Below are 21,980 nucleotides of genomic sequence, written 5' to 3' on the forward strand. Positions count from 1 at the left end.
TAGAGAGCTTTTATCTCCCTCTATGGCTTTTCTGATTTTTTCCCCTAGTTCGGTGTTAACACTTTGAAAACCCAGATGCAGACCAACTTTGCAAATTTTCGGACGTGTCTAATGAACAATGCCAAGCTTTTGAAGCTGCGGCATAATCTTGGACAGGCGTGTTTTTACACTCATTGAGATGCCCCCGTATTCAAGGGATACCTTTTACAGTGTCGGCTCAATATCTCTGTGACAATTAATGAGTAAAGTTCTACAATATATACTATGAATTTTTGATTACATCTGTGCATTTTTGCATTCATGGAATGAATAAATGTTGCACTTTATACGTACTAAAGAGCCATTAATTGCTAGATTATAGTTTATTATTCATTGATAAAAGTGTACAAACTATTGCACCAAGCATATAAACCATAGACGTGTCAGCATCTTTTAAAACTAAAATATAAAACAGAGACAACACTACAAAAACAAGTACCGTTATTTTCAACATAAAACCTAACAATTTCAACCATAACTACGAAGAAAATACATCAGAAGTATGTCTTACGTTTTTTGAAATTGTTGCTTGCAGAAAAATATTTCAATTTTTAATAGCATTTAAGACTTCACTATGGAGAAATTATTGAATCTCTATTCTTAATATATTTCTGAAGTGAGTGTTTACCTGATTGTAATTATGACAGTTTTTTTTGTGGTAGTAACTAATCTAGACAAAAGTACTTATATCAAGTACTTTTGCTAAAAAAACTGGTTCACAAATCTGAGCTAATTTTGTTGATGAATATTTTTTACTCTTCTCACTTCTTTGAATCTAGAGTATATCATCAACCGAGCGGTAGCATAAGTGACTTATCCTGCATTACCACGTAGCTCGACTTTATCCATTTTTTGGCAACACTCAAGATGACGCTGAAACCTTTATAGGACAGTAGTTTTACTTTTTCGATTTCAGCGTGAATCAGTGATATGGAAAAACTTTTTGCCAAAAAGCTAGGGGTTTTGCTCTATAAGGAGAACCAAGTTCTTAATTTTGGATAAAGTCGAGTTCTGCCTACGCCAACCCTTTTAGCGATCGCTCTCCACTATATAAAGGAGCTATTACGGTTGAATCCGAAGTGTTAACACCACTGTACTAGTGAGAGTCTGGGAAGGTAGCCAAGCTAAAAGCGATCGCTTAATTAATTCAATCACAGTCTGTTCCTTCAAGGATGAAGCCTGTTCATCTAGCAGCAACTGTCTCACCCGTCCCTGGCTAAGTTGGAATTCAAACACCAAATCACCACCGAAACCTCTAGGGAGTTGAATTGCTTGCAAGTATTGAGTCAGCAGAGAAATCATCTGCTGATTCAATCCCGTCACGCTCACAATCTGTAAATGAGGGACAGAGGATTCCTCTTTCCGTAAGGCTTTTAAATCTTCCAATTGTGGCATCGAGCTTTCGGAAACTGATAACAGGCTATCAAGATTACTAAAATCATCAGCATATCCAAGTTCAATTTCTGACAATGACTCCATCTCTTCAAACCGTTGCATCGGTTTTGCTGGCGCAGACATTGGGGATGGTGGTGGTAATACAGACATTGGAGATGGTGCAGATTGTTTCTTTGCTTTCTGGCGACTGCTTGCCATTCCACCCCCTGGAGCTGCACCAAAAGACACGTTACTAAAAATACCCTCATAGCTGATTGCTTCAGGTATTTCCACAGGTACTTGCACAGATATAGAATCCTGGTTGGGATTGACTCTGATATCATCACTGACGGCAACAAAAGCCGTATATTGCGATAACAGTTGATAAGTCAGAGCTGTATCTATCACCGCTTCTACACCTCCCTTTGTGTCGCCACTCACCATTTGATTCATTAAATCCTTGATGCGGGAACGTCCCCAAAGTTGAGCAATCGCAGGATTACCTGTTTGTGGAAAATCCAGATGAAAACTGTGCTGATAACGCCTACCACCTCCAGTAATGCCAGTAACGTGCAACTTTCCAGAATGCGCGTCTGGTTTGCGTCCAAATAACACTAACGGTTGCTCTGCAAATAAATCTGGTGGTGTCGATGGATACATGATTGGAGATTCACCATCACCTTCCCATTGCAATTGAATATTGGCGAGGACTGGATTATTGATTTGGTGGAAGAATTTTTCTACCACTTCATCTACAGGTTCATCATGGCGAATAATCCGAGCAATACCCCGTCCTAATTCTGCAATCCGATTGAGTAAGAAACGATTCACCGAACTACCTGCACCAAAGCTATGAAGGCGGGTTCCTGGCTGGAGACGCTGTTTAACTTCTGCTAAAATTTGGTTTTCGTTGCCGATATAGCCATCAGTTAGTAAAACAATATTTCGCAAGCGTCCCGGATTTGTGGGTTTTAAATTTAAGACGGTGCGAATACCGCCTAACATTTCCGTTCCACCATCGGCGTTTAAACGATTGATATAGTTGATTGCTAATAAACGATTTTGGAAAGTATTGGCGAGGGGAACTGGTGAGAGTTGCTGTGTAGTATCGGAAAAATCAATAATGCTAAAGGTATCATCGGGATTGAGTCCATTGATAAAACGGCGCATCAATTCCTGACATTGCATCAGTGGTTCGCCGCTTTGAGAACCGGAGGAGTCGATGAGAAACACCATATCTTTGGCGACAATCTCATCAGGACGGTACTCAACGGCGGGAATCATGTATAAGGCAAAGTGTCCACCCCGTTCATCGGCTTGGGTAAGCGTAGTTGTTTGGGTGTTATTACTGCTAACTTGGTAGCGTAAAATTAGGTCTTTGTTGGGTATTGTGTCTCCACCACCTAGTTTGACATTCACTAACTGTCCTTCACGGATGATTTGGATTTGGTGAGAGGGTGAGTTAATATCTTGAATCTCAACGCCAGCATTAATTTCTATAGTGACATTAATATCATGACTTGAGCGCATCCCGGCTGGCAAAATGGGAGCGTTCAAGCGGGAAGCATCTGGAACTAAATCGGTATCTTGATTTAAAGTCATGGGTGCAATGGCTGAACCACCCCCGACAGCATTTTCTTCGATGGTGATTCCGGGAATGTAACGGGGGCCAACAACCATTGGGAAAACAAATTCGTAATTTCCCCCCTCAAATTTTAGGCTGTCGCTGTAGCGAATAATCACATCAATTTGTTCGCCTGGCTTGATGTTTGCCAGAGATTGGGTGAAGATATTGTCTCGTTCTTGTTCGAGAAGTCCGGCTGTCTGTCCTTGTTTTCTGGCTTGTTCGTAGATGGCTAAAGCTTCTTGACGTTTTTTGATGCTGCCTTGAATTGTGCGATCGCCTATACGAATCAGCATATCATCAACGGCGGCTTCATCGGGTAAGGGGAAAATATAAACGGCTTCTAGGGTTGTGGTAAATGGATTTTCAAAACTTTGGGTAACTTCCACCCGTGAGATGTTACCAGCGATTTTGGCTTTTACTTCAGTGTGTTTGAGGGGAAAGGCAATCTGTTGGTTGAAGTTTTGCAGATATAAGCCACTGGGTTGTTGTTCTAGGGTTTGAGTCATAATCTTTACCTGGCGCTTTTGTTTCCTGTCTCTAGCGTAGGCGGGTTTTTCTGGGAGATATGCTCAGTTTTATGCTCAGTCGATGCTCAGTAGTAGGTTCACTTGTAAATAATGATTTTCGGTAAAATTGCCAGTCTAGTTACTGTATACGTGTTTTATACTAATAAAACGTAACCTAAATTACATTAACCATACCTTACAAATTTATAACAGTGAATAAGTCACAGGCTATTAAGCTACTTGAAGGTGAAGGATGGACAACAGCAGATGCTAAACGTGCATTAGAGAAAATTGACTTTAATATTAATCCTGACGAAATTACTATTCGTAGAGCTATTTCACATTTTGCTGGTTCTGAACTAATAAATCGTCAGCGTCTTCAAGCTGCTCAGAAAGGTTTGGTAACGAAGAAAACAAACGAGCTTGAGCGAAAAGAAAAGGAATATGCAACGAAAATTGATCGGCTTATAAATTCTCAAAGAGAGGAAAAGGATAAACGCGAAGCTGAAATTCAAAGTTTATACAGCAAAAGTAATCTTGTAGAAGATAGGCTCAAAGCTATAACTTCTCAAAATAAAGATTTGATAGTTGTAAATGAGCAACTAATGAAAGATAATAAAACCTTAAAAAATTTAATTGATGAAATCAGACTCAAATTAGCTATAAATACCAAGAAAATTCTCCAGTATGAAGACAGCGAAATTCGGAAAGCAGTAATTCACTTATTCAAATCTACACTGGGTTAAAAAACAACTCTATGACTGAGCATAACACTAAAAAAATAATTTTCAATGGTATGAGCTACCGCGATACTCAACGTGTTAACTCAAAAAATAGAAACAAGTTGAAGCAAGAAGATATACACTGGCTAAAAACAGAAGGTTACAAGAATGTTGGATGGAATAACCTTATTAGCCTTTATCATAAAATAAAGGATTTTTTAGATAAATATCAATTCGATGATTTGACACTTGAAGAATTATTTTTAGAAGCAGACCGAATTGGAAATAAATATTTTACCGTTCAAGAAATACAAGAAACTAATCACAGATTAGCTAAAGAAGTGAATGAGATTGCAGAAGAGATCGATAAGCAATTTCCTGATACAGAAATAGAATTTATTGATTTTAGTAATAAGCCAAAAAAGACATATAGGAAGCAAAATAATCAAAAGTTATACAGAACTGTCAAATATTAGAGGAAAGTCCAATGAACCTTGAAGAAAAAGAACTGAATGAATTATTTAAAATTGCAGATAAAATTGGCAGCAAACGCTATCATAAACTAACTCATCAAGATTTTGAAAATTATAGAAAATTCGATTACTGGCGATATGTTAATGGTGATTATGAGTGTGGTACCACACAAGAAAGTAAAACTTGGGTGAGAGATAATTCAGACTGTTACTGTCCAATTTGTGGGGACAAGTATTTTGAAAAAGGTGGCAAAACAATAGATCATAAGCTTCCTAGATCGCAATATCCCTGGTTATCAATGGAATTCAAGAATTTTTGGGTAATTTGTTTGATGTGTAACCAACAAAAGGGTGAGATGCATTGGTATGAGTATGAGCATTATATATTTGTTCGCTATCCTGATTATTATATTGGTGTAAAAGTTGCACGTCCTAGTTACTTGCTCCAGTCTCTCAAAGAATAAAAAAATCTCGGCTCATTTCGGTGAAGGAATAATTGCCGCTTGTTATGCACTTGCGAAAAATTATTAACCAATCCAATATCGGATTTATAGTTTTTTTGTAGCTACAATTGGGTTATTAGAATTGTTAAAAAATGATTTAGGAGTTGAAATATGAATGCTCACAAGATAGAACTTGTGTTAACTGAAGATGAAACTCTGACGCTACATGGTTTACCTTTTCATGCAGGTGACGCTGTGGAAGTGATTATTCTAGAAGCGAAGCCTCCAGATAACCAAGTAGCACTAAAATTCCAATTAGATACAAATCTTTATCCTTTGCACGATACACAGCCATACCATTATGAAAATCCATTTTAATAAAAAGAAGAATACTATGCTAAAGCAAAATCTTTGAAAAAATAAGATGAAATTAACTTATTTTAAAGAAAAATTATTTGCCGCTCCAATATGGAATTTATACTTTCTTTGTAGGTAAAATTGGTTTATTAGAATTATTTGAAACTCATTCCCAGATACCCTACTTATCTCATAAGTTGGAATCTAAACCATAGATGTATGTCAAACTCGCTGAAAGCATCAACAGCAGGACTAGCAATTGTAGATAAATCCCGTCAACGTCTAGGTTGGACAAAAACTAACACGGCGCGTTGGTGGCAAGATGCCCATACCTCTAGAGCTACTTTACGCCGATTTTGGCAAGGCGATCGCATCCAGCGAGAAATCTTCATCGCTATCTGCCAAGCTGTTGGTATTGTCAACTGGGAAGCGATCGCAGAATCATCTAATGCAGACTTAGAATCTATTGCAGATATCACTACGCCTTACTTAGAATGCAATGAAGCACCCGATCTCGAAAGCTTTTATGGACGAAATCAGGAATTGGCGCAGTTAGAAGAATGGATAACTAGCCAAAACTGGAAATTAGTCACCATTAACGGTATCGCTGGTATTGGCAAAACCGCTCTAGCACTGGCTTTAGTAGACCGCATTCAGTCAAAATTTGATTGTTTAATTTGGAAGTCTCTACAAACTTCCCCATCTCTCATTTCCCTGCTGAATAGCTTACTAAACTCCTTTGAGCAAAGCGTTGCCCAAAATATTCAACAAGGTACTGCACAACTCATCCAGCAGTTACAAAAACGTCGCTGTCTGTTGATATTGGATGAATTCGAGGCTACTTTCTCCCAGCCAGAAGACCTCAGTTATGGTCAATTTATCCAACAATTAAGTCGAGAACGGCATCAAAGTTGTATTCTGATTAGCAGCCGCGAACAGATAAACACTGGTGAAATTAATACTAAAACATTTCGCTGTTTAAATCTCAAAGGATTGCAAAAAATAGAGGCTGTAGAATTATTACAATCAAGGGGATTGACAGGCAAGGAACTGGGGTTATCAGTTTTAATTCAACTTTATCGCGGTAATCCCTTGGCGCTGAAACTAGTAACACCATTGATTCAGTCTGTATTTGCTGGGAATGTTGCTGCTTTTCTGAGTCAGCATACTCTAATTGTAGGCGATCGCTTGCGTGTGATTCTCAAACAGCAATTTGAGCAACTTTCCGGCTTAGAGCAAGACATTCTCTACTGGCTGGCTATTTGGCAAGAACCTGTCTCATTCTCTCGATTGCAAACCCATTTGCTGATATCCGTTGACCCAGCGATGGTTTTAGAGGGCATTGTAGCCTTAGAAAGGCGATCGCTTTTAGAAAAATGGGTCAGCGATTATGAATCCTCATTTACATTGCAACCCCTAGTAATGAAAGTGGTGACAGATGAATTGGTGGAACATGCTGCTCAAGAGATTTATAAAGTTGTGCAGAGTAATGATATTCGTCATTTTCAGATATTGCGAACCCATTGGTTACTAAGACCAGGTACTGACGATATTGCAGGCGATCGCATTTTAACTCAACTTTGGAAAAAGCTTTGGCATTTGTATGGTGCAACTCTTCCACAAATATTTAATCAGATTCTGTTGTTGTTAAATGGTCAATCTCCTTTGGCAATGGGTTACATCAAGAGTAATGTTGCGATTCTCTCAGGAATAGAATCAGTTTAATAAAAAACAACCAGCCTAACTAACCGGCTGCATTAAATAAATGAGTAATGAGTAATATCTATTACTTATTACTTGTTACTTATTACTTATTACTTGTTACTTATTACTTATTACTTATTACTCATTACTTCAAAATTAAAGACAGTTGGAATCGGGGATTTAAACCCTTGAATTTACGATAACAGCACGGTCATTTACTAATTTGCCATCTTCCATGTAGACAATGCGATCGGCAATATCTAGAATGCGGTTGTCATGAGTAACTAAGAGAATAGTACAGTCCTGTTCTTTAGCTAGTTTTTGCATGAGGTTAACCACATCTCGTCCCGATTTACTGTCAAGGGCGGCGGTGGGTTCATCTGCTAAGACTATTTGAGGACGACCTACCAACGCACGAGCGATCGCAACTCTTTGTTTTTGTCCCCCAGATAAATCATCAGGATAATAATTCAGCCGATGCCCTAATCCTACCTCTTCTAACATTTGGGCTGAACGGGTTTTCATCTCTGCTGGCGAAATATTATTATGCACTTCCAAACCCATTCTGACGTTCTGGAGTACTGTTAGGCTACCGTGCAAGTTGTGCGCTTGGAAAATATAGCCGTTATTGCGTCGCACCTGGGTTAGTTGTGCTGTACTAGCACCACAAAGTTCTTGTCCCAATATCTGCAAGCTGCCCGATTGGGCAGAACGCAAGCCGCCAGCTAAGGTGAGAAGTGTAGTTTTACCAGAACCAGAAGGGCCAGTCATAATAATAATTTCGCCGGCGTTAATATCTAGGTTGATATCAAAGAGAACTTGCTTGCGGAGTTGACCAGAACCAAAGTAATGGTCGAGATTTTTAACAGAGATTACAGCAGGCATACTGATTTTAGATTTTAAATTTTAGATTTTGGATAAGTCTATTGTTGATTATCCCCATGCCCCATGCCCCATGCCCAATGCCCATTTTTAAAACATATCTGCGGGGTCGGCAGACTGTAATTTTCGGGTGGCGATCGCACCAGAAATAATACACATAATCATAGTTAGTATTAGCACTGTGGTGGCTCGTGCTACGGTCATGTAAAGTGGCAAATTAGTAGCATTACGAGTTAGATGGTAAAGTCCTAAAGGTGCTATCATTCCTGGAATAAAGCCCAAAATTGCCAAAATTATCGCCTCTTCAAACACCACACCTAATAAGTAGAGATTGTTATACCCCATTGCTTTGAAGGTCGCGTATTCTTTGATATGAGAATTCACATCTGTAGAAAGAACTTGATAGACGATAATCACGCCTACCATAAACCCCATTCCTACACCCAAGCTAAAGATAAACCCGATGGCTGTATTTTTTTTCCAATAATCTGTTTCAAATTCGATAAATTCAGCTTTGGTCAAAACTTTAATATCATCATCTAAATGAGATTCTAAAGCTGCTTTAATTTGTTTTGGATCGTACCCTGGTTCGAGTTGAATCAAACCTAAACTGACACTGCTGGCTTCTCGTTTAGGAAATAGCCGCAAGAAGTTCTGGTCGCTGGTAATTAGGTTCCCATCAGCTGCAAAGGATGCGCCGATTGAAAATAAGCCACTAATGGTAATCGTGCGGCGATCAATTTCAGTAGTTACAGGCAAGCCTTGTTCAACTTGAGCGATCGCTTCTTTATAATCTCCTCTAGAGGCGCGATCGAACAGCAGGGTATCTGGTAGCTTCACCCGATCTATCTGGCTGTTCACATCTGGTAAGTTAAAAGCTTGCTTTTCAGGATTAATCCCGATAACTAGGACAGATGTCTTCTGGCGTGTTTTCGGATTCTTCCAATCGACAATGTTGACATACATTGGTTCTGCTGACTTCACCCCCTGTATGTCCATTGCTTGATACAGTCGCCGCCGTGTAAAGGTGGACGCATTTAAGACGTTACGGGCTTGAGGGCTAAGTAGAAAAATATCAGCCTGTATACTGTTGTGCAGTTTAGTATTACTGTCAAACAAGGCAGTCTGAAACCCTAGCTGCATAAACATCAGAATATCAGCGAAAGCAATGCCTGACAATGCCACCAACAGACGGCTTTTTTCATGACTCAATTGCAACCATCCTAGAGGGGTTCGCTGCCGCAGTTGTTGAATAAATCCAATCATAGTTCTATCACCGCTTTTACTTGCAGATTGGTAAACTTGGCAGCTTTGGTGCTAGATGCTTGATCTAGTTGCACATGAACTTCCACTACTCTGGCATCAATATTGCTAGAAGGATCGCTGTTAACCAGATTTTGTCGCTGTACCTGCATCCCCATCCAATCAACGGTTCCTTGTAATTCTCCGGGAAGCGAATCGCTGATTACCTTGACCCGTTGCCCCGATCGCACTTTGTTAATATCACTTTGGTAAACTTCTGCAACTGCATACATCTGGTCGGTTCGACCTAATTCTACAATCCCATCACTAGAAACGGTTTCTCCGGCTCGTGTATGAATCTTCAAAATTTGTCCCGCTTCGGGTGCGCGAACATAAGCTTGATCGAGTTGCGCTCTAATTTTTGCCATAGTCGCTTGAGCGCTGTCTACCTCTGCTTGGGCGTTGGCAATATCTGTTGGACGGACTTCAGCCGTTTGGTTCAAGGTGGCTTTGGCTTCGTTAATCTGCTGTTGCAAGCTAGCGATGATTTGATTGCGGTTAGCTTTGGCTTCTTTAATCTGCTGTTCTAAAGTTGCGACAGTTCTGGTTTTGTTGGCTTGATTTTCGATTAACTGCTGAGTAGAAGTTTCTGCACTCAAGCGTTTTTGATCGGCTTGCTGACTGGAAATTGCCCCTGCTTTGTATAAAGCTTCGTAGCGTTGCACATCTACTTGAGCGTTCCGCTTTTCGGCTGCTACCCGATCCACCGTTGCTTGTAAGCTCTCTCGTTGTCCTTGCAAGTCTGCTGCTAGGCGATCGATTGTGGCTTGCTGAGTTTTGATGTTTCCTTCTAGTTCGACTTGCAGACGGCTGACAGCAGCTTGCTTTGCTCCAATTTCTCCCTGTTTTGCTCCCGCTTTTACCTGGTCGAGGTTAGATTTGGCAACTTGAACTTGCTTTTGGGCCTCAACTAAACTTGCCTGCAAGCGATCGCGACTATCCATAATTGCAATTACCTGTCCAGCCCTGACGCGATCGCCTTCTTTGACTAAGAGTTTCTGAAGCAGACTTCCTTCAGTCGAAGAAGTTGCAGATAATTTCATGACTTCTCCATTTGGTTCTAAGCGTCCCAATGCTGTCACTGTTTTTACCACTGGTTGAACAGCTACTGGCGCGGCTGGCTTCTCATTAGCCGTGGCCTGAAACTTTAGCACCGTATAAACGCTAGCTCCACCGATTAGCAAAGATGTAATTACTGCTAGTGTAAGAGGCGATCGCAAAATATTTTGGGAAGACTTCAAATCTTCTAGTTTCCAGTTCTGTACCATACTGTTCACCTTTTAGCATTAATTGCACTAAACTGTTCAGTTCAATTTATGCTAAACTAAACGGAGTAGTTTAGTCAATAGTAAAAAGTCAAACTTGGCAATTAACCAGTTTTCCCTGGCTTCCCCACCAACATAAAAACAAGAATACGGGGATCAAGGAAACTGAGGGATTGGGAGAAAAAATAACTCCTGTCTCGTGCATTAAATGCCGATTAACTCATTAAAATTCTTTATAAGAGAGGATAATTAAGAAATGGTACGCATTAAAACTGACGAAGTTGATCGAGATAATTCGCTTGATAAAGTAGAGCAAATTCTGCAAGGGGCAATGCAGGAGTTCCTCCAAAATGGCTATGCTGGCACAAGTATGGATCGGGTAGCAGTAGCGGCTGGTGTTTCTAAAGCGACAGTCTACAGCCACTTTCAAGATAAAGAAGGGCTTTTTAAAGTTCTGATAGAGCAACTAGCAAGCAAAAAGAACAACTCTATTTTTGGCACAGTACCGATTGAGGGAGAACCAAGAGCCGTACTGCGTGGTATAGGAACCAAAGCATTAGAACTGATGAATAGCGACCAAGAGCATAGTGCATTTATGCGAGTATTAATAGGAGAATCTGGTCGTTTTCCTGAGTTAGCTCAAATTTGTGTTCATGCCATGATTAAGCCAGTAACGGAAACTCTCACTCAATACTTGGCTGCTCCGGAGCTAAAAATACCTGACCCAGAGGCAACAGCAAGAATTCTCTTAGGGGCATTGGTGCATTTTCATATTACTCAAGATGTGATGCATGGGAGGGACATTATCCCAATGGAAAGCGATCGCCTGATTGATGCGTTGACACACCTAATCACTAAATGCGCCGATTGATTGGCTATGTCCCATTCTTAGCTGATGGAGTGCTGTTGCCTATCCTCTGGCTTTTTTGGTTTCTTAACTTTGAGCTAAAATCCCACGGCTTAATTTGAAAACGAGCAATAGCAATGTTTTCATGGCCGTGGGAGTTTTAAAAGCTGGCACAAATACATCCTCCAGCGATCGCAAGATTAACTAGGCAGGAATGACTTGAACAATTAGTGACCGTTTATCCAGTGACTGGATTTTACCTACTTGACTGAGGTCTTTTGCAATTCTGTCTAGCAGTTCTCCTGCTTGGTCACGATATTGATGTTCTCGGCCTCGTAAACGAATGGCAAACTTCACCGAATCGCCTTTACTCAACCACCCAACTGCTTTTTCAATACGTAAATTGTAATCAGCAATACCCACGTTTAAACCGAAACGAACTTCTTTTACCGTAGGTCTAGCACTCTGGCTCTGACGTTTTTTCTTTTGATACTGAAGCTTGCCATAATTCAGGATTTTGGCGATTGGGGCCTCTTTGCCTTGAGAGACTACAACCAAGTCAAGCTCTAGGCTCTCGGCTAACTGTAGCGCCTCATTGGTGTCGATTAGACCACGATTGTTATTCTCATGGTCAATCAAGAAGACATGAGGTGACTTGATTTGTGAATTAATCAGTTGCTTTTGGATTGCGATAACGAATTTCTCCTAATTGTTCAATACTTTAATATTCCAAGTAATGCTAATTTAACACAACACTGAATCAGAGCAACTTTAACCACACAATAGACTACAATCTGTTAGAATGTGGGACTGCGGCACTCGCTCTTCAGTCTTTGCGTTACTGCCCATCCAGCCTTTCAAGACTTTTTTATCCGTCCGCCTAAGACTGATGCCGCCATTGGCGACAGGCCGATGTTACTTTTGGAGTTTTATGAATTTTTCTACTCTCGGCTTGTCCAATGAAATTATCCGTGCGGTTACAGAGCGAGGCTACACCGAACCTACGCCAATTCAGATACAGTCGATTCCTGCCGTCTTATCGGGTAGCGATTTACTAGCTGGGGCACAAACTGGCACTGGAAAAACCGCTAGTTTTACCCTACCGCTTTTACATCGGTTATCGTCCCAGAAGAACGTCAAAGTTACATCTAATGGATATCGCCCGATCCGGGCACTGATTCTCACCCCAACTCGTGAACTCGCCGCCCAAGTGGAAGAAAGCGTGCGCGAGTACGGCAAATACTTGCAGCTAAACTCGATGGTGATGTTTGGCGGAGTCGGTATTAATCTGCAAAAACAGCGTTTGAAGAACCGAGTGGATATATTGGTGGCTACTCCAGGGCGACTGCTGGATCACGTACAGCAGGGCACGCTGAACCTGTCACATATTGAGATTTTGGTTCTAGATGAAGCAGATCGGATGCTGGACATGGGCTTTATCCATGATATCCGCCGCATCCTTGCACTTTTGCCCAAACAGCGACAAAATTTGTTATTCTTCGCTACTTTTTCGGACAAAATTAAAGCACTAGCCGCCGGACTACTCAATAACCCGAAGATGATTGAGGTGGCACGCCGCAACGTCACCGCCGAGACAATCGCCCAAAAAATTTACCAAGTAGACCGTGACAAGAAACGCCAATTACTTTCTCACCTGATTCGGCGAGATAATTGGTATCAAGTGCTAGTGTTTACTCGTACTAAGTATGGCGCTGACCGTTTAGTTAAGCAGTTGGGTGAAGACCGCATTCAAGCATTGGCAATCCACGGTAATAAGAGCCAACCGGTGCGTACCAATGCTCTGGCAAAGTTCAAGAATGGTAGCTTACAGGTATTGGTGGCGACAGACATTGCTGCTAGAGGTCTTGACATCAGCGAACTACCCCATGTAGTCAACTTCGATCTACCTAATGTACCGGAAGATTATGTTCATCGCATTGGGCGAACTGGTCGTGCTGGTGCGTCAGGTGAAGCCGTATCGCTGGTGTGCGTCGATGAATACAGTCTATTGACAGATATCGAGAAACTGATTGAGCAGCGTTTGCCAAGGGAAGTAGTGGCTGGCTTTGGCCCTAACCCTGATACAACGGCCGAACCAATCCCCAATGGACGACAACACAGACCCAAATCTGGAGGTGAAAAGCGATCACCTCGGACTCCTAAACCGTTACAACGGACATCAGCTAAACGTAAAGCAGCGCCACCCGCGACTAATGGCGAGAAGCCTGGGGCTCGTTCGTCCGCATCGCGCCGTTCTAAGTAGGGACTGGGGACTGGGGACTAGTACCGCAAGGCGTAATTCGTAATTACCTATTTGCAAGGGTTTCAGATATTTCAAATGGGTGGCTTATTTACGCTGTGCTGTACTAGTAGTCTGTCCCATTAATTTTGAGAATTAAGAGAACGAACCGCAAAGGACGCAAAGTAGAAGAGATAAAGAAGAGAAATTTAAAACTGATTCACCTATCAAAACTTTTGGGACAGACTACTACTAGTTCATGTCATTAGTTTTGATGGTTACGAGATCCCCGACTTCTTTAATCAATCTATTACAGCTAAGACAGCTTTTGGCAACAACTTATCTTTAAACCAAACAATTCTGGCGGGGACATCATTTAATTTTACTCCCGCCTTTTCTAAATTAAGTCGCTCGGAAATTGCCAAAATTAAGTCATCACGTCCAGCCCGCCGCACCTGAGAAAATTTCTTTTGTAAATATTCTGGTCGCCAGTAACCAACAATTTCTAATAAGAAGGTGCGTCCATCAGAATGCACTAAGCGAAAATCGGGAATCATCACACTACCAGGAATTGGGATTAAATCAACTTCTCGCTCTAATGCCCAACCACTTTTCAAAGCATCCCACTTATCAGCAAAAGATGCTTCTAGCATACTATCGTAGGGTTTCCCTGGTGGATAATGGGATACTAAACCACATTCTGAATTCAGGGTGAAACGTCCAGTCTTCCAAGTATTTGTATAAGCATCGCGGGTTTGGAGAATAGAAGCAAGACTCCATTTCGTAACGTGGAGTAAAGCGGGAATAAGTTTAGCGATCGCTAACCCATATCGCGTACTAGGATTAAACAGACTCGTCGGCCCATCTATCGTAATCGTAAACCCGTGATCAGCATCACCCTCAATATAAGCCATCAATTGAAACAACTTCAGATAGCGAAATAACAGCTTATATTCCCCCGGAACATTCCGATGAGCATTTAACACCAGTTTACTGGCCTTATAAAACACACCCTGCACCTGAGATAAGTTATATCTATTTAACAAATCTGGGGCTGTTGGTGCATCAAATACTGTCAAAATTTTATTTTCAGATAAATCAGCATATAATCCATTCCGAACCTGTTCCAATAAAACTTCGCGTTCAAGTTCTTGAGTTAACTCATCAGCAATTTTACTCAGAGTAGCTTGGGTTGATTCTCGACTAGAAACAGACTTTGCAGCCAACGAAAACACCCGTTCTCTTAACATTTGTGGTTCCAAAGGACTAACCACCTCAAAAGTGCAAAAACTGCTTTTGAGAATATAAGCTAACCCCCGCTTTACCCGATAATCTGTAGAATCTCCTTCAAAATCAGTCAGTTGTCGCTCAAGCACACCCTGAGTCTTCCCCACTGCTGATTGAAAATAATTAATTAACTCAATCGCCAACTCCGAAGTTTTTTGATCAATCTTCAGTCTCTTCGGAATGATCTCCTCTCCGTTTTGGCGATGCATCAGTAAGTCTGTCGGTAACATCTGAATTTTGGATTTTAGATTTAGAACTTCCCGTTGAATAATTAATTTCTAACTGTTCCGCAGCCTTCAAACTCCTTTCCTTCCCACTCCCATACACAACCTCTAACTTCCCCTTCTTCTCCTCTTCCTCTCTGCGTCCTCCGCGCCTCTGCGGTTCGTCTCTCCTCTCCCCTCTCCGCCTAGCCGAAGTCCCCTCTTCACTCGTATCCTCCGCCACCACCTCATACAAAATCGCCTGCTTATTCTCAATATTCCCCTTCCGTAAAATCCTCCCCAATCGCTGAGTATACTCCCTAGCCGAACCCGTCCCCGATAAAATAATCGCAACAGTTGCCGCAGGTACATCAACGCCTTCATTCAACACATGAGAAGCAACCAAAGTATTATATTTACCCTCTCGAAACTTGGTTAATATCTCATGCCGTTCCTTCACAGGAGTTTGATGAGTAATTGCCGGAATTAGCAACTCTTGAGAAATGCGATAAACTGTTGCGTTATCAGCAGTAAAAATTAAAATTCTTGCTGGATAATGTTCTGCCAATAAATTAATCAAAATTCGCAACTTCCCATCAGTCCCCAAAGCGATATCTTTCGCTTCCCGATGCGCTAACATCGCCCTACGTCCAGATTGCGATCTAGCACTCATTTGCACGAACATTTGCCAACCTTGTAGACTCCCCAAAGAAATCTTTGATTGCTTCAAAAAGTCGTTGCGGGTTTGAATGAGTTGATTGTATCTTTCTCGCTCAAGTTGCGATAACTTTACCTTAATTTGGACAATTTCATGTTCTGCTAACGCCTTCCCCGCCAAATCTTCGGCGCGTTTGCGATATACTTCTTCACCAATCAGAATATTTAAATCAGCGTGTTTACCATCAGTGCGTTCTGGCGTAGCAGAGAGTCCCAGACGATAAGGTGCGATCGCATATTCAGCGATAACCCGATTAAAATCTGTCGGTAAATGGTGACATTCATCAAAAACAATCAACGCATATTGATTTCCCAAGGTTTCGGCGTGAATTGCTGCACTATCATAAGTTGCGACTAAGATAGCTGTTCTATCCCGCGAACCACCTCCCAGCAATCCCACCTCAGCATCGGGGAAAGCTGCTACTAAGTGTGCATACCACTGATGCATTAAATCTAAAGTTGGCACTACAATCAGCGTCGTGCGTGGCGTTGATTGCATCGCCATTTGCGCTAAATAAGTCTTTCCCGCCGCCGTGGGCAGCACAACTACTCCCTGCCTACCCGCCAGTTTCCAAGCCGCTAGCGCCTCAGTCTGGTGGGCATAGGGTTCCATTTCCAAAGTGGGAACCAAATCTACAGGATAAAATTGCTTGGCCTCATCGATAAAATTCACTTCTTCCGCTTGTAGTGCTTCTACTAGCGATCGGTATCTAATTGCTGGAATGCGGAATTTTTCAACTCTATCATCCCACGTAGCATAATCCATCCAACCTTTGCCGCGTGGTGGTGGATGCAAAATTAATGTGCCACGATCAAAATTTAGTGTAGGGGTACGAGCCATTTATGGGAATTGGGAATTGGAGACTGGGGATTGGGGATTGGGGATTGGGGATTAGGGATTGGGGATTGGGGATTGGGGATTGGGATTAGGAAAGTTCTTCGCTAGTTTTCAGTACTTAGTATCTAGTTACTAGTTACTAGTAACTAGTACCCAGTCCCCAGTCCCCAATCCCCAGCCCCTTGATTACTAATAACGCAAAAAGTGCATGATTAATCCAAGTAACTCAGATAAAACCCAATTAGATGCGCTCATTAGTCACGGAATGTCCAATCGGCAAACTAACAATAACCTTGCCGAATCCTACAAAGAACAGCGACAGAGCTTTCTTCTGAAACGGCTGCAATTGCAGGCGCAGATTATGCTGGTAGCGGGCTTGACTTTAATCGCTTTTTTCCTTTGGGCAAATTCATATCTAGAAGCCAAGATATACGCTTTTAAAATTGGGATTGTCGTAGAATTATTCACTCTTATTTGTTGGGGTTTATGTAAAACTCCTATCGGTCGTCGCCATCCTGACTTAATTTTTTTGAGTTTATGCTGGGCTGTAACTTGTGTTGTCCAAATTGATATAGCTTTATTGTTTAATAATCTGGAACCTAGAAGCAATATTTGGACTCTGATGTTTCTTACTCAGGCTACAATTATACCAGTTCAATGGTGGATGCATTTAATATCTCAACTCGGAACAATAATTTGCTATTTAACCTTATATTTATTATATAATCCTATATTGAAGAATCCATCAGCTTTTTATGCTGAACAAGGATTATACTTTTTTTGGACTTGCATAATTTGTGTATTTTCTGTATTCTTATACGAACGCTTGAGAAAAAAAGAATTTTATGCACGTAAAGCAATGGAACTGGCGCAGCAAAAATCGGAACGGCTGCTACTAAATATTCTGCCAGGGATGATTGCGGAACAATTAAAACAACAGCCTACAACTATTGCTGATAGTTTTATGGAAGTTACGGTATTATTTGCCGACATTGTTGGTTTTACAGAGCTTTCAGCTCGTACATCTCCTACAGAATTAGTAGAGTTCTTAAATACAATATTCTGTTTGTTTGACCAATTAGCAGAAGTTCATGGAGTAGAGAAAATCAAGACTATTGGCGACGCATATATGGCTGTTGCCGGATTGCCAAATCAGTCTAACGATCATGCTTCAGCAATAGCAAATATGGCGTTGGATATGCAAAATTCTATAGCTATATTTAATGCAGAAAATAATCAATTATTTAGCATCCGTATTGGCATTAGTACAGGGCCAGTTGTGGCGGGAGTGATTGGTCTGAAAAAGTTTGCTTACGATCTCTGGGGAGATACAGTAAATACTGCTAGTAGAATGGAATCACATGGAATAGCTGGTAGTATCCAGGTTTGTGAAGCAACTTATCAACTTTTAAAAGATAAATACTTATTCCATAAGCGAGGTTTAATTCAGGTTAAAGGCAAAGGAAAAATGATGACTTATATCCTCAAAGAAGTTAATTATAAAAATTAATATAGTTATGCTGTTTGACGGATATAGAGAAATATAAAATATATAATTAGAGCGATAAATTTTAGCTATTTAACCTCTGCTAAAACTAAGCTTTAATCCTTTAGATAGATTCACAGCAAATAACTGTTTTAATGTGTATTGTTTCGATGCATAATAAATATTGAGCGATGTCTACGACGGGCTGTGACGCTCTCTACGAGACGCTAGAAGCGAACGCAGACTGGCTAACGCATCGCATTGTCTAGCTGATTTGGGAATAATCCTTTAGCTAGCTGCATAAAAGGAGAAGCCACATTGAAAGGAACACGTTCCCTTCTAGCACCCTATGCTGTTGCACTATTGGCTGTTAGTAGCACATTGCTACTAACACTATTGCTACAGCCACTACTGAAACCAACTATATTCCTGCTGTTTTTTGCTGCCGTGGCGGTTAGTGCTTGGTATGGTGGTATGGAAGCAGGGTTGCTGGCTACTGCTTTATCTACTTTAACCGTTAGCTATTTTTTCTTAGAGCCAGTGTTTTCGCTCTCGGTTGCGAGTCTAGACAACATCAGACGGTTAGGCTTGTTTGTTCTGGTGACAACATTCATCACCTTGCTAAACTCAGAGTTACGCACTGCTAAACAACATCTTCAAATGAGTTTGCAGAAGTTAAAACTGAGTGAGGCAAAGTTTAGAAGGTTGGTAGAGTCCAACATTATTGGGGTAATTGTAGCCAATATGGATGGAGCGATCGCAGAAGCGAATGATGCTTTTTTACGAATGGTAGGTTATTCGCAAGAAGATTTAGTTGCCGGGCGGGTTCGATGGCGCGATTTGATCTCAGCAAAATATATTGAAGCAAACAACAGTGCGATGCCTACGGCGGGCTACGCCTACGCAGAACTTAAAACCAAAGATGTGTGTCAGCCTTTTGAAAACGAATACATCTGCAAAGATCAGAACTGTGTTCCGATCCTGCTAAGTTCTGCTTTGTTAGAAAATAATTCTAACGATATTATCTCTTTTGTCCTTGATTTAAGCGAACGCAAACAGGTAGAGCTTGCCCTATGCCAAAGCGAAGAACGCTACCGCGCTTTTTTAGAGCAGAGTTCAGAAGGTATTTGGTGCATTGAACTAGAAGTACCAATTTCGCCAGACTGTCCAGCAGATGAACAAATTCAACATTTTTACCAATATGTTTACTTAGCCGAATGCAACAATGTGATGGCGCAGATGTATGGCTGTTCTCGTACCGAAGAAATTATCAACGCCAGACTAGGAGATTTTCTCGTTCCCTCCGATCCACATAATATTGCATACCTGCGTAATTTTATCCGTTCTAACTACCGATTAATCGATGCAGAGTCTCACGAAATAGATAAGCAAGGTAATTCCAAATATTTTTTGAATAATCTGGTGGGAATTGTCGAAAATGGGCTTTTAGTTAGAGCCTGGGGAACTCAACGCGATATCACAGAACGCAAGCGAGCCGAAGCAGCACTGTGTCAACGAGAAGATGAACTGCGGCTAATTACAAATGCTGTACCCGTCCAGATTTCTTATGTTGATACCCAGCAGCGTTATCGCTTTAATAACAAGGGATATGAAGATTGGTTTGGGCTATCCGCTTCCGAAATTCATGGTAAACACATTAAAGAAATTCTCGGAGAGTCGGTTTATCAGTCAATTCTTCCTTATGTAGAAGCAGTACTTTCAGGAGAACAAGTAACTTACGAAACCCAATTACCCCATAAAGATGGCACACACCATTACATAAATGTAAATTACGTTCCCCAGTTCAATCAGCAAGGAAAAGTTGAAGGATTTGTTGCCCTAATCACAGATATTACACTTCACAAATTAGCAGAAGCAGCACTAAAACAGAGCGAGAAACGGTTAAAGACACTCACCGAAAAAGTCCGCATAATTCCTTGGGAGGTAAATGCCACTACCGGAAATTTTACTTATGTAGGGCCGCAAACCATTGAGATTCTTGGCTATCCATTATCAGACTGGTACATCGATGATTTCTGGGCAAAACATATACATCCAGAAGATCGAGAATGGGCTATCCAGTATTGTCAAGAATCTTCTTTAACACTGAATAATTATGAATTTGAATACAGAATGTTAGCTGCTGATGGCAGAATTGTCTGGCTATATGACATTGTTAATGTCGTGCGGGATGATAATGGGCCGCAGATGCTACATGGATTTATGCTCGATATTACCGATCGCAAACAAGCAGAGCAAGAACGCGAACAATTGCTTGAACGCGAACAAGTAGCACGGGCTGATGCAGAAACTGCAAACCGGATGAAAGATGAATTTCTCGCCACCCTCTCCCACGAACTTCGCACACCCTTAAACGCCATATTAGGTTGGACGCAGCTACTTAGGAGTCGCAAGTTTGATGAGGCTACAACTGCACGGGCGTTAGAAACAATTGAGCGTAATACTAGATCCTTGACGCAACTGATTGAAGATGTTTTAGATGTATCACGAATTATTAGAGGTACACTTCATCTAAGTATGCATCGGGTAAAACTTGTACCACTTTTAGAGGCGGCAATCGATACTGTGCGCCCAGCAGCCGAGGCTAAAGAAATTAGCATCAACTGTAGATTTGATGGTGAAGTTGGGGTAATTGTGGGTGATGTCAACCGCTTGCAACAGGTTGTGTGGAATTTGCTCTCCAATGCCGTCAAGTTTACACCCAAGGGTGGAAGAGTTGATGTGCAATTGGAACGAATTGAATCTTCTGTGCAAATTCGAGTTAGCGATACAGGAATGGGGATTGCTGCTGAATTTCTCCCCCATGTATTTGAGCGCTTCCGTCAAGCTGACAGTTCGATTACGCGATCGCACGGCGGATTAGGATTAGGGTTAGCGATCGTCCGCCACTTGGTAGAATTACACGGTGGCACAGTCTCTGTAGAAAGTCCAGGAATCGGACAGGGAGCAACATTCATTGTTAATCTGCCCATGAAAGCCGTTTATGTAGAAGCTAATGCAGCAGAGCAGCTTTCAGCTGTGGTCAATATCCAAGAGGTTAACAATTACCTGCCCAGGCTAGACGACTTGCGAGTGCTGATCGTTGATGATGAGGAAGACGCGCGTCATTTACTCACCACAATTCTAGAACAGTATGGGGCGCAAGTTATAGCAGTTGCATCTGCAAGTGATGCACTGCTTGCTTTACAAAAAGTTTGTCCTCATATAATGGTGAGCGACATCGGTATGCCACAAGAAGATGGCTATGCACTAATTCGGCAAGTGAGGGCGCTACCAGCAGAACGAGGAGGGCGGGTTCCAGCAGTGGCGTTGACAGCTTATGCTAGAGCGGAAGATCGGACGCAAGCTTTGTTAGCAGGCTTTCAACTCCACGTTCCCAAGCCAGTGAATCCCGCCGAGTTAGCTGCTGTAGTTGCCAACCTCACTGGACGCACTTGAAAAATTAAAAATTAAAAATTAAAAATTAAAAAGAAATATTGAATCCATCTTAGGACTTACGCAAAATCATGATAAAACGAACCGCAAAGGACGCAAAGGACACAAAGGAATAAGAGTTTTAGAGGGTTCTTGCGTAAGTCCTGAACTATCCAATTTACTCAGATAATATTTTTCTTTCTCCCCCTGCCCCCCTGCCTAGACAGCGATGGG

16 protein-coding genes are annotated in these 21,980 nt (G+C 41.5%); 9 read left to right on the plus strand and 7 right to left on the minus strand.

Features of this window, described 5'->3' with window-relative positions; translation table 11 throughout:
* Nucleotides 1–1,101: 1,101 nt before the first annotated feature.
* Complete coding sequence (locus tag FBB35_RS27065) at nt 1,102–3,546, minus strand: VIT domain-containing protein (protein ID WP_174712215.1); 2,445 nt, start codon at nt 3,544–3,546, stop codon at nt 1,102–1,104.
* 212 nt (nt 3,547–3,758) lie between these two features.
* Between FBB35_RS27065 and FBB35_RS27070 the strand changes: the two genes are divergently transcribed.
* The 5 genes from FBB35_RS27070 to FBB35_RS27090 all read left to right on the plus strand — a co-directional run bounded on the left by FBB35_RS27070 (nt 3,759) and on the right by FBB35_RS27090 (nt 7,266).
* Nucleotides 3,759–4,292, plus strand: a complete 534-nt coding sequence (locus FBB35_RS27070) for a hypothetical protein (protein WP_174712216.1) — start codon at nt 3,759–3,761, stop codon at nt 4,290–4,292.
* 11 nt (nt 4,293–4,303) lie between these two features.
* On the plus strand, nt 4,304–4,744 hold the full coding sequence (locus FBB35_RS27075; protein WP_254625703.1) for a hypothetical protein: 441 nt from the start codon (nt 4,304–4,306) through the stop codon (nt 4,742–4,744).
* Between the two features lie 11 nt (nt 4,745–4,755).
* Nucleotides 4,756–5,205: an HNH endonuclease gene (locus FBB35_RS27080; protein WP_174712217.1), complete on the plus strand. Its 450-nt coding sequence runs from the start codon at nt 4,756–4,758 to the stop codon at nt 5,203–5,205.
* Nucleotides 5,206–5,355: 150 nt separating this feature from the next.
* Entirely contained in the window at nt 5,356–5,562 is a 207-nt protein-coding gene (locus FBB35_RS27085; protein WP_174712218.1) for a hypothetical protein, read from the plus strand.
* A gap of 198 nt (nt 5,563–5,760) precedes the next feature.
* On the plus strand, nt 5,761–7,266 hold the full coding sequence (locus tag FBB35_RS27090; RefSeq protein WP_174712219.1) for an NB-ARC domain-containing protein: 1,506 nt from the start codon (nt 5,761–5,763) through the stop codon (nt 7,264–7,266).
* A 159-nt stretch (nt 7,267–7,425) separates the two neighbouring features.
* Here FBB35_RS27090 and FBB35_RS27095 read toward each other — a convergent pair whose 3' ends face one another.
* The 3 genes from FBB35_RS27095 to FBB35_RS27105 form a co-directional block, all read right to left on the minus strand.
* Nucleotides 7,426–8,130, minus strand: coding sequence for a DevA family ABC transporter ATP-binding protein (locus tag FBB35_RS27095; protein WP_174712220.1), 705 nt, complete (start codon nt 8,128–8,130; stop codon nt 7,426–7,428).
* Between the two features lie 87 nt (nt 8,131–8,217).
* Nucleotides 8,218–9,393 carry an ABC transporter permease DevC gene (devC, locus tag FBB35_RS27100; protein WP_174712221.1) on the minus strand — a complete coding sequence of 392 codons (1,176 nt, stop codon included), beginning with the start codon at nt 9,391–9,393 and terminating at the stop codon, nt 8,218–8,220.
* The gene (locus FBB35_RS27105; protein WP_174712222.1) at nt 9,390–10,697 is read right to left on the minus strand and encodes an ABC exporter membrane fusion protein; all 1,308 of its coding nucleotides are present in this window, start codon (nt 10,695–10,697) and stop codon (nt 9,390–9,392) included. The genes devC and FBB35_RS27105 overlap by 4 nt, the downstream gene beginning before the upstream one ends.
* A 253-nt stretch (nt 10,698–10,950) precedes the next feature.
* On the opposite strand from FBB35_RS27105, the gene FBB35_RS27110 reads away from it, so the two are divergent.
* Entirely contained in the window at nt 10,951–11,565 is a 615-nt protein-coding gene (locus tag FBB35_RS27110) for a TetR/AcrR family transcriptional regulator (RefSeq protein ID WP_174712223.1), read from the plus strand.
* A gap of 180 nt (nt 11,566–11,745) precedes the next feature.
* Here the strand turns inward: FBB35_RS27110 and infC are convergent, their stop codons facing one another.
* Entirely contained in the window at nt 11,746–12,234 is a 489-nt protein-coding gene (infC, locus tag FBB35_RS27115) for a translation initiation factor IF-3 (RefSeq protein WP_094331432.1), read from the minus strand.
* 238 nt (nt 12,235–12,472) lie between these two features.
* On the opposite strand from infC, the gene FBB35_RS27120 reads away from it, so the two are divergent.
* Nucleotides 12,473–13,804 carry a DEAD/DEAH box helicase gene (locus FBB35_RS27120; RefSeq protein ID WP_174712224.1) on the plus strand — a complete coding sequence of 444 codons (1,332 nt, stop codon included), beginning with the start codon at nt 12,473–12,475 and terminating at the stop codon, nt 13,802–13,804.
* A gap of 278 nt (nt 13,805–14,082) precedes the next feature.
* On the opposite strand, the gene FBB35_RS27125 is transcribed toward FBB35_RS27120, so the two are convergent.
* Together FBB35_RS27125 and FBB35_RS27130 are read right to left on the minus strand one after the other, a co-directional pair.
* Nucleotides 14,083–15,297 carry a DUF790 family protein gene (locus tag FBB35_RS27125; protein ID WP_174712225.1) on the minus strand — a complete coding sequence of 405 codons (1,215 nt, stop codon included), beginning with the start codon at nt 15,295–15,297 and terminating at the stop codon, nt 14,083–14,085.
* Nucleotides 15,227–16,828: a DEAD/DEAH box helicase family protein gene (locus FBB35_RS27130; protein WP_174712226.1), complete on the minus strand. Its 1,602-nt coding sequence runs from the start codon at nt 16,826–16,828 to the stop codon at nt 15,227–15,229. The genes FBB35_RS27125 and FBB35_RS27130 overlap by 71 nt, the downstream gene beginning before the upstream one ends.
* A 205-nt stretch (nt 16,829–17,033) precedes the next feature.
* Between FBB35_RS27130 and FBB35_RS27135 the strand changes: the two genes are divergently transcribed.
* A complete protein-coding gene (locus FBB35_RS27135; RefSeq protein ID WP_174712227.1) occupies nt 17,034–18,335 on the plus strand; it encodes an adenylate/guanylate cyclase domain-containing protein in 1,302 nt (433 codons plus the stop codon).
* Between the two features lie 294 nt (nt 18,336–18,629).
* On the plus strand, nt 18,630–21,770 hold the full coding sequence (locus FBB35_RS27140) for a PAS domain S-box protein (RefSeq protein WP_174712228.1): 3,141 nt from the start codon (nt 18,630–18,632) through the stop codon (nt 21,768–21,770).
* Nucleotides 21,771–21,980: the final 210 nt, after the last annotated feature.

The organism is Nostoc sp. TCL240-02 (assembly GCF_013343235.1).
Taxonomy (GTDB): domain Bacteria; phylum Cyanobacteriota; class Cyanobacteriia; order Cyanobacteriales; family Nostocaceae; genus Nostoc.